The sequence below is a fragment of the Oerskovia sp. PE-21s genome, from assembly GCF_056158145.1.
Genome location: NZ_JBUXJM010000004.1, coordinates 360,139 through 374,417, shown reverse-complemented (window position 1 = coordinate 374,417; position 14,279 = coordinate 360,139). Strand labels below are relative to the sequence as shown.

General features: G+C 71.9%; 14 protein-coding genes. 2 read left to right on the top strand and 12 right to left on the bottom strand.

Annotated elements, in window-relative coordinates:
- Window positions 1-9: 9 nt before the first annotated feature.
- The 6 genes from ACZDYF_RS10430 to clpB all read right to left on the bottom strand — a co-directional run bounded on the left by ACZDYF_RS10430 (window position 10) and on the right by clpB (window position 7,577).
- Window positions 10-561: a hypothetical protein gene (locus ACZDYF_RS10430; protein WP_475056248.1), complete on the bottom strand. Its 552-nt coding sequence runs from the start codon at window positions 559-561 to the stop codon at window positions 10-12.
- 548 nt (window positions 562-1,109) lie between these two features.
- Window positions 1,110-1,538 (bottom strand): hypothetical protein, encoded by a 429-nt coding sequence (locus ACZDYF_RS10425; RefSeq protein WP_191789799.1) that lies wholly within the window; start codon window positions 1,536-1,538, stop codon window positions 1,110-1,112.
- A gap of 237 nt (window positions 1,539-1,775) precedes the next feature.
- Window positions 1,776-2,084, bottom strand: coding sequence for a hypothetical protein (locus tag ACZDYF_RS10420; RefSeq protein ID WP_204807220.1), 309 nt, complete (start codon window positions 2,082-2,084; stop codon window positions 1,776-1,778).
- Between the two features lie 348 nt (window positions 2,085-2,432).
- Window positions 2,433-3,416, bottom strand: a complete 984-nt coding sequence (locus tag ACZDYF_RS10415; RefSeq protein ID WP_475056245.1) for a diacylglycerol/lipid kinase family protein — start codon at window positions 3,414-3,416, stop codon at window positions 2,433-2,435.
- A 66-nt stretch (window positions 3,417-3,482) separates the two neighbouring features.
- Complete coding sequence (locus ACZDYF_RS10410) at window positions 3,483-4,439, bottom strand: CAP domain-containing protein (protein ID WP_475056242.1); 957 nt, start codon at window positions 4,437-4,439, stop codon at window positions 3,483-3,485.
- 522 nt (window positions 4,440-4,961) lie between these two features.
- On the bottom strand, window positions 4,962-7,577 hold the full coding sequence (clpB, locus tag ACZDYF_RS10405; RefSeq protein WP_364075365.1) for an ATP-dependent chaperone ClpB: 2,616 nt from the start codon (window positions 7,575-7,577) through the stop codon (window positions 4,962-4,964).
- Window positions 7,578-7,827: 250 nt separating this feature from the next.
- On the opposite strand from clpB, the gene ACZDYF_RS10400 reads away from it, so the two are divergent.
- Window positions 7,828-8,370: a hypothetical protein gene (locus ACZDYF_RS10400; protein ID WP_475056237.1), complete on the top strand. Its 543-nt coding sequence runs from the start codon at window positions 7,828-7,830 to the stop codon at window positions 8,368-8,370.
- A gap of 125 nt (window positions 8,371-8,495) precedes the next feature.
- The gene (locus ACZDYF_RS10395) at window positions 8,496-9,452 is read left to right on the top strand and encodes an alpha/beta hydrolase (RefSeq protein WP_475056235.1); all 957 of its coding nucleotides are present in this window, start codon (window positions 8,496-8,498) and stop codon (window positions 9,450-9,452) included.
- A gap of 33 nt (window positions 9,453-9,485) precedes the next feature.
- Here the strand turns inward: ACZDYF_RS10395 and ACZDYF_RS10390 are convergent, their stop codons facing one another.
- The 6 genes from ACZDYF_RS10390 to ACZDYF_RS10365 all read right to left on the bottom strand — a co-directional run bounded on the left by ACZDYF_RS10390 (window position 9,486) and on the right by ACZDYF_RS10365 (window position 14,260).
- Window positions 9,486-10,511, bottom strand: coding sequence for a cation diffusion facilitator family transporter (locus ACZDYF_RS10390; RefSeq protein WP_191789804.1), 1,026 nt, complete (start codon window positions 10,509-10,511; stop codon window positions 9,486-9,488).
- 66 nt (window positions 10,512-10,577) lie between these two features.
- Window positions 10,578-11,006: a monovalent cation/H(+) antiporter subunit G gene (gene mnhG, locus ACZDYF_RS10385; RefSeq protein ID WP_475056230.1), complete on the bottom strand. Its 429-nt coding sequence runs from the start codon at window positions 11,004-11,006 to the stop codon at window positions 10,578-10,580.
- Complete coding sequence (locus ACZDYF_RS10380; RefSeq protein WP_191789806.1) at window positions 11,003-11,458, bottom strand: MrpF/PhaF family protein; 456 nt, start codon at window positions 11,456-11,458, stop codon at window positions 11,003-11,005. Before ACZDYF_RS10380 ends, mnhG begins: the two co-directional genes overlap by 4 nt.
- Window positions 11,455-12,147: a Na+/H+ antiporter subunit E gene (locus ACZDYF_RS10375; RefSeq protein WP_475056225.1), complete on the bottom strand. Its 693-nt coding sequence runs from the start codon at window positions 12,145-12,147 to the stop codon at window positions 11,455-11,457. Before ACZDYF_RS10375 ends, ACZDYF_RS10380 begins: the two co-directional genes overlap by 4 nt.
- A complete protein-coding gene (locus tag ACZDYF_RS10370) occupies window positions 12,144-13,715 on the bottom strand; it encodes a Na+/H+ antiporter subunit D (protein WP_475056222.1) in 1,572 nt (523 codons plus the stop codon). The genes ACZDYF_RS10375 and ACZDYF_RS10370 overlap by 4 nt, the downstream gene beginning before the upstream one ends.
- Window positions 13,712-14,260, bottom strand: coding sequence for a Na(+)/H(+) antiporter subunit C (locus tag ACZDYF_RS10365; RefSeq protein ID WP_191790031.1), 549 nt, complete (start codon window positions 14,258-14,260; stop codon window positions 13,712-13,714). Before ACZDYF_RS10365 ends, ACZDYF_RS10370 begins: the two co-directional genes overlap by 4 nt.
- Between the last annotated feature and the right edge of the window lie 19 nt (window positions 14,261-14,279).

Below are 14,279 nucleotides of genomic sequence, written 5' to 3'. Positions count from 1 at the left end.
TGTCGGGGACTACTGCTCCGGGTCCCGCTCGCAGGCCGTCATCTCAAGAGGTGGCGCTTGCCCGGCCAGCGCTCCCGGAGTCTCTGTCGTCGAACCGTCGTCGGCGACGTTCATGCCGGTCCCGTAGCTCGACATCTCCTCGATGTAGTCCGCCTTGTCATAGCCCTCGTCGCGATGACCGCCGCGGACCAGGCAGTCGGCGACGGCCTGCATCAGATCCGTGTTCTCCGGGTTGTCGGCCACCGCCCAGTAGAGGGCCTCAAGCACGGAGAGATCGACCTTCTCCTCGCACTCGGCCATGATCGCTTCCCTGCGCGCGCGATCCGCGTCGAGCTGGTCCTGCGGGGTGTCCCAGGTCGAGCCGACGCCCTCGACCTTGACCCCGCCTTCCTGGGTGCGACTGGCCGCGAGCCCCTGGTCCCGCATGCACTGGACCGACTCGTCCTTGACCTGGTCGTACTCGGCGGCGGTGATGACGTCGTCCTCGAGAATCGCTCGGGAAACCTCTGCGGTGACTTCATCGCGGGCCTTGGCGAACTCGGCCGCGTAAGGATTGCGCACCTCGGACTCACCCGAACACCCGGTCACCAAGGCCAGCGCCAGAGCGGTCCCCAGCGACGCCCCCGCCCCCCGTCGTCGAACAGTCCTCATCATGTGCTTTCCCCCCAGTTGTGCGACCCCTGCGAGCGGAAGCTGCCCGCTGCTTTGAGCACGCACGATGGCGGCCGACGGTTCCATCGCGCTCCGCCCCCCGAGGCGCCGCCGGAGGCCTCACTGCTCTGGACTCGCCTCCTCATTGTTGTGTCCCTTTGCCCACCGCAGACCGGGCAGTCCGCGATTACCTGCGGCACGTCCTCGTTCTGCGGGCTCCCGCGAGCCTGCCAGTATTCGCGTCAGGTACGTCGAGGTCTTCCGGACGGGCAGTGTGAGAACCCGCATCCTGGGGGACCTCGTCCCCTCCCCGACCCGACTCAGCCAACCAGCCCAACACCCTCATCTGCGTTGAGTCTCTGACCGTCTGGTTTCTGAAGCTCTCCAAGGCGCCCGCTGCAGGTTCACGCCCGCCTGCGCCTCCGGCCCGCTGCCCCGTGGGCGTCGCCGCCCACGGATCACTCTCGGTTTTCCATCGCCTGCAGGGGATCGGTGAGGCATAGCGACGACTCTGGCGAACCCGTGCCCGGCAGGTTCTGGTCCTTGAGGTCTTGTGCGTACTGTTCACCGGTGTACGTCTCGTCAACGACTTTGAACTCGCGGAGACACTGCGCGATGAGCTCGTTGAAGTCCACCCTGTTCGGGTTTGTCGTGATCACCGTGTAGAGCGGCACGACCTCCCGGAGACCCACACTGATCTCACATTCGTCCTGGACGGACTTGAGCTCCTCGGTGTATTCCCCTTCGGTCTGATATGACTCCACACCGAACTCGTCAACCCAGGTCTCGACCGCAAGCCCACGGTCACCCATGCAGGCGATGAACGCGTCCTGGACCTCCCGGTACTCGTGCTCCTCGAGCGTTCCGTCCTGGGCGATGTGGCGCACCAGATCGATAGACGTGGATTCCGCGAGCGCACGAACATCAGGCTCCCACGGAGAAGCCTCAGGGCCCTCGGACGTGCCGTCAGTAGAGCACGCCCCCAGCATCAGGACCGTCGCTATCGCTGCCCCTGTCCAACACATTCGCTGCACTCAGATCACCACTCCATCCACACCTGGAGCGGCCGACGCACCCCTGGGCGCGTCGGCCGCCTCTACGCCAACTCAGCTACTGCTGGTGAATCAGGCAAATGCAACGAGCCGGTTGGTCACCCAGGACGAGTTCACAGTGCCGGTCTTGGAGTTCTGGCCCGGACCCGCCCACAGTGCCGGCCACGTCGTGACCTTGGTGCCGGTGGCGGGGTTCTGGTAGGTCATTCCAGCCTTCGCACCCCCGCAGGTGTAGTTCGTCACCAGCGCGTACCCGGGCGTGTTCTCACCCGGGTGAAGGTACGCGGAGCACGACGCCGCTTGCGCCGGAGCCCCAGCCACGACGGCGCCTCCGAACGTCACCACAGTGGCTGTCAGGACGGCCATGATCTTTCGCTTCATTGCGTTCCCCCTCTGCAGGCCTCCCCCCCCTTGAGAAGCCCCTGCGGAGCCAGGCTGGCAGGACCCGGCACCATCCCACAAGGGATTCGTCAGGACTTCTCACTATCTGAACTGGACGTACGACCTGGTAACCACGCAGACACGCCCAGGTCGTCGGGCTCGGCACCGCACCGTGCCGGGCTCGGCGGGGTGAACGCCCATGACTCGTCGTACGCCGTCGTTCCACCCGCCTCAGCACGTCCCGGGGGGCGCGTCTCCCCGTGCCCGCCGTGCCGTCCGGCCTCCACTCAGCCCACACCTGTCCTGCCGTCTTCACGCCCTGACGCGCCCTACCGCTCGGGGAGGGGATCAGCCCTCGGCCGGCGCCCCCTCCGCGATGTCGTCCGACGCGTCGGGCTGGTCCACGCACACCCACAGCGCCCCGGCGCGGACGCTGACCTCGAGCTTCTTCGACGGTTCGATCACGTCGCCGTCGAGCTGGCGCGGCTGCGGCCGGTCGGAGATCACGGAGATCCGCGACCCGCGCAGCACCTCCATGTTGGGGACGCGCCCCTTGCCGCGCAGCACGCCGACGAGGAGCTGGACCCAGTGGCCGAGGTTGCGGGGCGCGATGATCGCGACGTCCATCTGGCCGTTGTCGGGCTCGGCGTCGGGCAGCAGGTTGACGCCCGCCTGGAGCTTGCCGACGTTCCCGACGACCACGGTCCGCGCCCGACGGCGCAGCACCGGCCGGTCGTCGACGCGCACCTCGACCTTCATCTCGTCGTCGGCGAGGTGCTTGAACGCGGAGACGACGTACGCGAGCGCCCCGGCCTTGGCCTTGAGCGCGGTCGGGGCGTCCTCCATCATCGCGGCGTCGAGGCCCATGCCGGCCATGACGGCGAAGGCCTGCCCGTCGACCTCGCCGATGTCCACGGCCCGGCGGCCGCGGTCGAGCGCGAGGCGGATGCCGTCCTCGGGCCGGGGCGGGATGCCGAGGTTGCCCGCGAGGAGGTTCCCCGTGCCGCCGGGCAGGACCGCGAGCGCGGCGTCGGTGCCGACCAGGCCCTCGATGCAGGCACGCACCGTGCCGTCGCCGCCGCTCACGAACACCACCTCGGCACCGTCCTCCACGGCCTGGCGGGCCTGACCCGTGCCGGGGTCCTCCGCGGTCGTCTCGAGCCAGGCGGGGGTGGGCCAGCCGGCGTCGGCGAGCTGGGTCTCGATGGTGCGGCGGAGCTCGTCGAGCCCTTCGACGCGGTTCGGGTTGACGATCACGGCCGAGCGGAGCGGCGCGTGGTCGAGGCGGTGCTGGGCGGCGGGCTCGGGCGCTTGTTCCTGGGACGGGTTCACACCTGAGTATGTCGTGCGCCGCGCCCGCTCGCCCGACACGGGGACGACTCGGGCACTCCGGGCGCCTCAGTACCCGAAGACCTGCACCCAGGTGTTGCCCGCGCGCCCCAGCCCCATGGTCGTGAAGTCGCAGTCGAGGATGTTCGCACGGTGCCCCTCGGACGCCATCCACGCGTCGACCACGGCCTGGGCGGTCTTCTGCCCGGCGGCGATGTTCTCGCCGCCCGGTCGTGCGTAGCCCTGGGCCGTGACGCGGTCGCCGAACGTCCGCCCGTCGAGGCTCGTGTGGCTGAAGTACCCCTGCGCGACCATGTCCTGGGCGTGCAGGGTCGCGGCGCGCCCGAGCCGGTCGTCGGCGCGCAGCGCGGGGCAGCCTGCGGCGGCGCGGTGCGTGTTGACGAGCGCGAGGGCGGCGGCCGTGTCGCCCGCGGTGTCTCCCCCGCCCGACGACGTCGCTCCCCCCGCGCTCCCGGTGGCACCTGGCGTCGTGGTCGGGTCGGCGAGCAGCGCGGCCCGGGTCGCGGGGCCGGCGACCCCGTCGGGCTCGAGGCCGTTCGCGTCCTGGAACGTGCGCAGCGCGCGGTCGGTCCCGGGCCCGAACACGCCGTCGGCCGGCACCGTGGCCCCGTGCGCCTGGAGGCGCTCCTGGACCTGCTGGACCTCGGGCCCGGTCGCGCCCTGCTGGGGCGGTGCCGCGGGGGCCTCCGGGGCGGGTGCGGGTACCGGGACCGGGGCCTCGTCGGCGGAAGGCTCCGGCGCCGGGGCCGCGGCGGTGGGCTGCTCGGCGGCGGCGGTGGGCTGCTGCGCGGCCTTCCCGGCGGTTCCGGCGGTTCCGGCGGTCCCGCTGCTGCCCGCCTGGGTGAGCAGCGGCTCGCGCCCGTCCGCGCTGCGGCTGGCGCGGTCGTCCCCCCGGCCGAGCGCGGCGTCCCAGCGGGCACCGATCGGTTCGAGGCCAGGTCCCTCGCCGCCGAGCTCCTGCGTCGCCGGGACCACGAGCAGCCCGCCCACGAGGCCGAGGGTCACGACCGCCACCTGCGGCAGACCACGAGGTCCGCGCGCCCTGCCGGTGGAGCCGGTGGTACCGGTCGAACGGGCGTGCCGGACGGCCTCGGCGCGCCGCCGGCGACGCTGCGCCCGCGACGGCGAGGCGGCGGCCTGCTCGGCGAGGCGGCGCGCGGCGCGGGTCTGAGGAAGGCGGTCGGGCAACGGGGACTCCGGCGGCACGAGCGACCTTCCGTCGGTGGAATGTGGGCTGATTGCCCAGTATGCCCCGACACTGCGGGTGAGAACCAGGCACCCGGTAGGACCGGGCGTCTGTGCGGCCCCGCCCGAGATCGGGCCCGTTGTCGCCTTGGGCCGAGCGAATCGACAACCGGCCCGATCTCGCGGGGCGCTGCCCCGGGGCCGATCGCACGAGCACCTCACCCGTCGCCGGGACGCACGAAGGCCCGGCCCCTTCCGGGACCGGGCCCTCCACCGCGAGGTGAGCGGCGCCGTCGGGCAGGAGGAGCTCCAGCCCGACGGCGCGCCACCCCGCGGACGGCGTCAACGCTGGACGGTCAGCTCCAGCCCCTCGCCCTCGGTGACCGACCGGTCGACGACGATCGTGTCGCCGTCCGCGACCTCGCCCGCCAGGAGCTTTCGCGCCAGGCGGTCGCCGATCTCGCGCTGCACCAGGCGGCGCAGCGGGCGCGCCCCGTATGCCGGGTCGAAGCCCTCGAGCGCGAGCCACTCGCGCGCGGCGGGCGTGACCTCGAGCGTGAGGCGACGGTCCGCGAGGCGCTCGCCGAGCCGGTCGACCGCGATGTCCACGATCCGCCCCAGCTCGTCGAGGTTCAGCGGGTCGAAGATCACGACGTCGTCGAGCCGGTTGATGAACTCCGGCTTGAAGTTCGACCGGACCGCCGACATGACGGCCTCGCGCTTGGCCGCGTCGTCGAGCATGGGGTCCACGAGGAACTGCGAGCCCAGGTTCGACGTCAGCACCAGGATGACGTTGCGGAAGTCGACCGTGCGGCCCTGGCCGTCGGTCAACCGGCCGTCGTCGAGCACCTGCAGCAGGATGTCGAACACCTCGGGGTGCGCCTTCTCGACCTCGTCGAGCAGCACGACCGAGTACGGCCTGCGCCGCACGGCCTCGGTGAGCTGGCCGCCCTCCTCGTAGCCGACGTACCCCGGAGGGGCACCGACCAGGCGTGCGACGCTGTGCTTCTCGCTGTACTCCGACATGTCGATGCGCACCATGGCGCGCTCGTCGTCGAACAGGAAGTCAGCGAGCGCCTTCGCGAGCTCGGTCTTGCCGACGCCCGTGGGGCCGAGGAACAGGAACGAGCCCGTGGGGCGGTCGGGGTCGGCGACGCCCGCACGAGAACGCCGTACGGCGTCCGAGACCGCCGCGACCGCTGCCTTCTGGCCGATCAGTCGCTTGCCGATCACGTCCTCCATGTGGAGGAGCTTCTCGGACTCGCCCTGGAGCATGCGGCCCGCGGGGATGCCGGTCCACGCGGAGACGACCTCGGCGATCTCGTCCGCGCCGACCTTGTCGGCGATCATGGGGGCCTGCGGCGCGGTGGCGGACTCGTCGCTGTCGATCGACGCCTCCTCCTGCTCGGCGGCCTGGAGCTGCTCCTGGAGCTGCGGGATCTCGCCGTACTGGATGCGGCCCGCGGTCTCGAGGTCACCCTCACGGATGGCCCGCTCGACCTGGACGCGCAGCTCGTCGAGCTTGGCGCGCAGGTCGCCGACGCGGTTGTGGCCCGCCTTCTCGGCGTCCCAGCGCGCGGTCAGCGCGGACAGCTCCTCGCGACGGTCCGCGAGGTCGGCGCGCAGCTTCTCGAGGCGCTCGCGCGAGGCGGGGTCGTCGGACTCGGAGAGCACGACCTCCTCCATCTCCAGGCGCGTGACGGCGCGCTGGAGCTCGTCGATCTCGATGGGCGAGGAGTCGAGCTCCATGCGCAGGCGCGACGCAGCCTCGTCGACCAGGTCGATCGCCTTGTCGGGGAGCTGGCGGCCCGTGATGTAGCGGTCGGACAGCGCGGCGGCGGCCACGAGCGCCGAGTCGGCGATCGTCACCTTGTGGTGCGCCTCGTAGCGCTCCTTGAGACCGCGCAGGATCGCGACCGTGTCCTCGACCGAGGGCTCGCCCACGAAGACCTGCTGGAAACGGCGCTCGAGGGCGGGGTCCTTCTCGATGTGCTCGCGGTACTCGTCGAGGGTCGTCGCACCGACCAGGCGCAGCTCGCCGCGGGCGAGCATGGGCTTGAGCATGTTGCCCGCGTCCATGGCGCCCTCGCCGCCCGCACCCGCACCGACGACCGTGTGGAGCTCGTCGATGAACGTCACGACCTCGCCGTCGGAGGACTTGATCTCCTCCAGGACGGCCTTGAGGCGCTCCTCGAACTCGCCGCGGTACTTGGCTCCCGCGACCATGGCCGCGAGGTCGAGCGAGATGAGCTTCTTGCCCTTGAGCGAGTCGGGGACGTCGCCCGCGACGATGCGCTGGGCGAGCCCCTCGACGACGGCCGTCTTGCCGACGCCGGGCTCACCGATCAGGACGGGGTTGTTCTTGGTGCGGCGCGAGAGGACCTGCACGACGCGGCGGATCTCCGAGTCGCGCCCGATCACGGGGTCGAGCTTGCCCTCGGCCGCGGCCGCGGTGAGGTCCTGGCCGTACTGCTCGAGCGCCTTGTAGGTCCCCTCGGGGTTGGGGCTCGTCACGCGGCCCGAGCCACGGACCGCGGGCAGCGCGGAGCGCAGCGCGTCGGCGCTCGCCCCGGCGTCGCCGAGGATCTGCGCGGCGGGCGAGGAGCCCGCGGCGATCCCGATGAGCAGGTGCTCGGTCGAGACGTACTCGTCCCCCATGCCCTGGGCCTCCTTCGAGGCCAGGTCGAGCGCGGCGGACGTGCTGCGCGACGCGGTGGGCTGGGCGACGGCCGAGCCGCTCGCGGTGGGCAGCGCGACGAGGGCCGCGCGCACCTTCTGGCCGATGGCCTGGGCGTTCGCGCCCACGGCGTCGAGCAGCCCGACGGCGACTCCCCCCTCCTGCGTGAGGAGCGCGGCGAGGAGGTGGACGGGTTCGAGCTGGGGGTTGCCGGCGGCCGAGGCGGTCTGGATGGCCTCGCCGATGGCCTGCTGGGACATGGTGGTGAACTTGGTGTCCATGGGGTCTCCGGATACTTCAGGGTCTGGGTCTACCTGGAACAACAGGGCCTGACTTGAGCCTATTCCACTCAACTCTGTCCGTCATGTCAGCCGTGCGGCGTCAGGTCCGGGTACCAACGGGTGGCACCCCCTTCTCACCGACGTCGATCCACGGGATGCTGTGGGGCGTGAAGACACGACGGCTCGAACCTCCTGCCACCATCGCACCGGACCACACCGACCGCACCACGGCGCCGGACGGTGGCCCGCGATGAGCATCCTGCTCCTGCTCGTCCTCGCCGTCGTCCTGGTCGGTCTCGTCGTGATCGGCGTCGTCGCGTGGCTCCTGCTGCGCCCCAAGAAGGTGCCCGCGCCGCAGCCCTACGGGTACGGCGCACCGGTCGACGGGTACCCGGGGCAGGCGCCGGCCGGTTACCCGGGCCAGCCCGCGCCGAACGGGTACCCGGGCCACGCCGTCCCGCCCGCCCAGCCCCACGTGGTCCCGAGCGGCCAGCCGCCGTACCAGGCGTACCCCGCGCAGCCACCGGCCCCGCCCCAGGGCGCCGCGCACCCGTACGGCCCGCCGAGCGCCCCGCCCGCCCCGCCCGCCCCGGCCGCCTCGTCCGGCGCCCCCGTCGCGGCCGCCCAGACGTGGACCGCGCAGGTCACCGACCCCGGGACCGAGCAGGTGGACGACTCGGAGATGGACGAGTCGACCCGCCTTCGGGAGGACGTCCGCCCCGCCCCGCCCGCAGCACCCCCGGCTCCCGCGGTCCCGCCGTCGCCCCCGACAGGCCTCGCCCCGCCCGCCTGAGCCACAGCACGTCCGGTCAGGGCGAGCGACGCCCAGGGATCACGCTCGCTCTGACAGGCCCGCCCCCGCAGTGGACAATGGCGGCACCGCGGCACCGCCCGAGTCCGCGCGCGAAGGGCAGCACCATGACGCACGGCTGGCAGCAGGACGTCCTCGGACCCGACTGGGTCGCCCGCACGCTCGACCTCCCCGGTGGCGACACGGCCACGCTCGTCCGCAAGGCGACGAGCCCGGAGGGCGCGCGACGCCGTCGGGCCGTGCTGTACGTCCACGGGTTCGTCGACTACTTCTTCCAGACCCACCTGGGCGACGCCTTCGAGGAGCACGGCTACGCGTTCTACGCGGTCGACCTGCGCGGGTACGGCCGGTCGCTCGCGCACTGGACCGAGGCCGGCAAGGACCCCAACATGGTCGACGACCTGAGCCTCTACGCCCAGGACCTCGACGCGGCAGCCGCCGTGATCCGGGCCGAGGGGCACGACGAGCTCGTGGTCGTCGGACACTCGACGGGTGGCCTCGTCACGAGCCTGTGGGCCAACGCCCGCCCCGGCAAGGTGGCTGCGCTCGTCCTCAACAGCCCGTGGTTCGACCTCAACTCGTCCTGGTTCGACCGTGTGATCTCCACCCGGGTGATCGACGTCGTCGGGCGCTTCGCCCCGCGGCTCGTGGTGGGCGCGCTCGACGACGCCTACGGGCAGGCCCTGCACACCGGGACCGGCGGCGAGTGGACCTACGAGCTCGGCTGGAAGCCGCACGAGGGCTTCCCCGTCCGGGCCGGCTGGCTGCGCGAGATCCGGCGCGGGCACGCGCAGGTCGCGCGCGGGCTGCACGTCCAGTGCCCCGTGCTCGTCCTGACCTCGACACGGTCCGGGCCGAACAAGGGCTGGCACCCCGAGGTCGTCACGACCGACAGCGTGCTCGACGTCCAGCACATCAAGGACCGAGCGCCCGGGCTGGGCGACGACGTGACGCTCGTCGAGGTCGAGGGCGGCGCGCACGACCTCGTGCTGTCCCCCGAGCCGGCCCGGACGGCGTTCCTCGACGAGGTCTTCGCGTGGCTCGACGAGCGGCTGCCGGGCTGACCTGCCCGGCGCCGAAGAGCGACGCGCGCCGCCCTACGGGACCGCTGGGGCCGACGACACCGACGGCACCAGGGACGGCTCGCTCGCCGGTGACACCGAGATCACGGCCCCCGCGATCACGGGCGCCGCGGTCGCCCGGCGCTCGAGCGCGTCGATGCGCTCGGCGACCACGTGCTCGTCGTCGTCCCCCACGAGGTCGACGCTCGCGACCAGGTACAGCGACCGCGGCCCGACGAACTCGAGGCGCAGGTACGTGACCCGGTCGACCTCGGGGTCGGCGAGCAGCTCGCGGAGCACCGCGTCACGTGTCCCGACCCCCGCGGGCTCGCCCACGAGGAAGCGCCGGTTGCGGTCGATGAGGATCCACGAGATGACACCGAGGATCAGGCCGACGACGATCGAGCCGATCGCGTCGGGCACGGGCGACCCCGTGACCTGGTGCAGGAAGATGCCGACGAAGGCCACCACGAGGCCCATGAGCGCTGCGGCGTCCTCGGCGAACACGGCCCGCAGCGTCGGGTCGGAGGTGACCAGGACGTGCTGGAGCAGGTCGCGCTCGGCCTTCTTCGCCTCCTTGCGGGCCTGCCGGTTCGCCTGGAGGAACGAGACCCCCTCGAGGACGAACGCGACGCCGAGCACCGCGTACGCGATCCCGAAGTCGTCCGCGGGCTCGGGGTGGACGAGCTCCTGGATGCCGTGCGTGATCGAGACGCCCGCACCCACCGCGAACAGCCCGAGCGCCGCGAACATCGACCACACGTACGCCTCGCGCCCGAACCCCAGCGGGTGGTCGTGGTCAGCGGGCTTGCGCGACCGCTTGTTCGCGAGCAGCAGGAACACCTCGTTGCCCGTGTCGGCCCACGAGTGCACGGCCTCGGCGACCATGGAGGCCGAGCCGGTGAGCACCGCGGCGGCCGACTTCGCGACCGCGATGAGGAGGTTCGCGCCGAACGCGACGATCACCGTGAGCGCGCTCTCGGCGTGCTCCTCGGTCTTCACGACGCGCGGGCTGTCGGCCACAGGCCGCGTGGGGGGCTGCGCACGGGGCGACGAGGTCATGTAGCGGGTCTATCACCGGACCCGTCGCCACGCGCGGGGACGCATCGCCCTCGGCGGGCGCGGCCGTCACCCTCGGAGGGTTCCGGCGTCACCCTCGGCGGGCCCCTTGCCGTCCGCCTTCTCGCGGTCCGCGACGTCCTTCTCGCGGTCCGCCGCCTCCTGGTCCGCCGTGAGGTCGTCGAGCACGAGCAGGTCGGGGCGGACCTTCCCGGTCCGGTAGCCCGCACGGCCCACCATGTGCGCGGCGACGGGCGACGTCATGAGCTGGAAGATCACGACGAGCACGAGCATGCCCACGGCCGACCAGCTCCGCAGCCGCAGCCCGAGCGCGATCAGCACGAGGATCAGGCCCAGCACCTGCGGCTTGGTCGCGGCGTGCATGCGCGCGAGCAGGTCTGGGAACCGCACGACGCCCACACCGGCGGCGAACGCGAGGAACGCCCCGCACAGCAGGAAGATCGCGGCGACGACGTCGGCCACCAGGGTCCAGCTCATGAGCGTGCCTCCTCGGGTCCGGTCGAGCCGCCGACCTCGGGGGCCGCGGCCTCCTCGACCTCGTGCAGCGCGTCGGGCTCGTGCTCGGCGCCGTGCTCGGGGTCGGCGGCCTTGTCCTGCTCGCCCTCTTCGGCCGCGAGGCGTTCGGCCTCCTCGGCGGCGATCTCCTCGCGGGTCTTGATGCGCCCTTCGCCCTCGGGCTCGACGGACGCGAACCGCGCGATGGTCACGGACCCGACGAAGCCCACGAGCGAGAGGACGACGAGGATCGGGATGGTCTCGGTGCGCCGGGACCAGGCGGCCTCGAGCGCGATGGTGCCGACGAGCGTCGTCGTGAAGACGTCGAGCGCGATGGTGCGGTCGAGCATCGACGGGCCCTTCTCGGCCCGGACGACGGCGAGCGTCGCGGCCGAGGCGAGGAGCACGGCGCAGACGAGGACGACGACGATCATCGCTGCCCCTCCCCTCGGTCGGTACGACGTTCGGTCCGGCGAGCGGCGCCGTCGGCCCCGGGTGCCCCGGTGGTCCCGCCCGACGCCGTCGCGCCCGCGGGCTCGGGAGTCTCGCCCGGGTGGTGGTACAGCCCGGCAGCCTTGAGCTCGTCGTTGGACGCGAACGCGCGCAGCACGCGGGCCTCGAGGTCGAGCGTGTCCTGACGGACCTTGTCCGCGCCGCCTGCCGCGTCGAGGTCGAGCACGTGCAGGTACAGCATCCCCGTGAGGCGGTGCGCCTCGATGACGAGCGAGCCGGGCACGAGCGAGCTGAGCTCGGACGTGATGGTCATGTAGATGTCCGAGGGGTTGCGCAGGCGCACGCCGACCACGGCCCCGTGCGGGGTGTGGCGCAGCTTGAACGCCTGCATGCTCACCTGGAAGGACGCGACCACGAGGTCGGCGACGAACCGGGCGACGAGCACGAGCAGGGGCCAGGGGCGCACGGTGCCGCTCGTCGCGATGGACGGCAGCGGCATGAACGTGATGAGCAGGCTCGCGAGGAGGATCCCCGCGAGGACGTTGCCCCACGACAGCTCGCCCCACAGCATGACCCACACGACGGTCAGCCAGACGACGGTGCGCCACTGCGCGGTGAGGCGCCCGAACCAGCCGCCCGCGAGCGGGCCTCTACGACGGTGCAGGCTCATGACCCCTCACCTCCCTGCTCCTCCTCGACGAGGTCGCTCGAGACCCCTTGCCCGCGACCGGAGTCGTCGGGGAAGACCGCGTCGACGTAGGTCGAGGGCTCCATGAGGTTCCCGGCGGCCCTCTCGGCGTACGAGTACAGCGGCCCGGCGGCGAACGTGAGGGCCAGGCCGAAGGCGACGAGCGCCGTCGTCGGCCCGACCATGCCGCGCGGCGTGCCGGTCGACGGCAGCTCGACCGGGGCCGTCTGCCAGAACGCCTTGTTCCACGCCTTCACGATCGCGTAGAGCGTCAGCAGCGACGTCACGACGCTGCCCACGACGAGCGCCCACGTGAGCGGCGTGCCCTGGGCGACGCCCTCCTGGAGCAGCCCGACCTTGCCGAGGAAGCCCGACAGCGGCGGGATGCCCGCGAGGTTCATCGCGGGGACGAAGAACAGGATCGCGAGCCCCGGGGCGATCTTCGCGAGACCGCCCAGCTTGTCCAGGGACGTGGAGCCGCCTCGCCGCTCGATGAGCCCGACCACGAGGAACAGCGTGGTCTGGACGGTGATGTGGTGCACGACGTAGAAGATCGACGCCGCCATCCCGGCCTCCGACGCCATCGAGATGCCGAAGATCATGTACCCGATGTGGCTCACGAGCGTGAACGACAGCAGACGTTTGATGTCGTTCTGCGCCACGGCACCCAGGATGCCGATGACCATGGTCAGCAGCGCGAGCCACATGAGGACCGTGTCGAGCCGGTTGTCCGGGAACAGCAGCGTCTGGGTGCGGATGATCGCGTAGACGCCGACCTTGGTCAGCAACCCCGCGAACACGGCCGTGACGGGCGCGGGCGCCGTCGGGTACGAGTCCGGGAGCCAGGCCGAGAGCGGGAAGATCGCGGCCTTGATCCCGAACGCGAGCAGCAGCAGGAGCTGGAGCGTCATGCGGACCCCGGGGTCCACGTCGGGCAGGCGCTCGGCGAGCTGGGCCAGGTTGACCGTGCCCGTCGCGGCGTAGGTGAGCGCGATCGCGACGAGGAAGATCACGGACGAGAGGAGTGCGACGACCACGTAGATCGACCCTGCGCGGATGCGTTCGCCCGTCCCGCCCAGGGTCAGCAGGACGTACGACGCCGCGAGCAGGATCTCGAAGCCCACGTAGAGGTTGAACAGGTCACCCGAGAGGAACGCGTTCGCGACCCCCGCGGCGAGGACCAGGTAGGTCGGGTGGTAGATCGAGACGGGTGCTTTGTCGTGCCCGTCCGCGACGCCCTGCCCCAGCGAGTAGAGCAGGACGCACAGCAGCACGAAGCTCGACACCGTGAGCATGAGCGCCGAGAGCCGGTCGGCGACCAGGTCGATGCCGACAGGGGCGGCCCACTCCCCGACGTCGACCACGATGGGGCCGTTGTCCGCCCCGACGAGCAGACCGATGGAGGCCGCCAGCACCAGGGACAGCGCGGCGACGGAGATGATGTGCTGGGCGCGCGGGTGGCGCCAGAGCGCGAGCGCGAGGCCCGCCGCGAACAGCGGCAGGACCACGGGCAGCGGGACGAGGGTCGCGAAGCCGTAGGTGAGGTTCATCGGCCCTCACCTCCTCCGGTGCCGGGCCTGCCCGACGCCGGGGCGTCCTTCTCGCTCGGACGCTCGCCGCGGGAGTCGGTCTCCCCGTCCCCGTCGCCGTCGGTCTCGTCGAACACCTGCGAGGCCTCGTCGTCCAGGGTCTCTCCGCTCTCCTCGGTGTCGGAGTCCTCGAAGGCCGGGGCGTTGCGCGCAGCGTGGCGCGCGACCCGGCGGTCCTCGAGGTCGTCCTGCACCTCGTCGTGACCGTGCAGCTGCCACGACCGGTAGGCCATGGCGAGCACGAAGGCCGTGAGGCCCAGGGTGATGACGATGGCCGTCAGCACCATCGCCTGGACGAGCGGGTCGCTCATCTGGTCAGGGGGCGTCGTCCCGATGAGGGGTGCGCCACCGGCGCGCCCACCGGCGACGAGGAACATGAGGTTCGCACCGTTGCCGATGAGGATGAACCCGATCAGCACGCGGGTCAGGCTGCGCTCGAGGAGCAGGTAGACACCGGTCGCGAACAGCACGCCGATCGCGAGCACGAGGATCAGGCTCGGCGTCATGTCGATGCTGTCGGTGGTC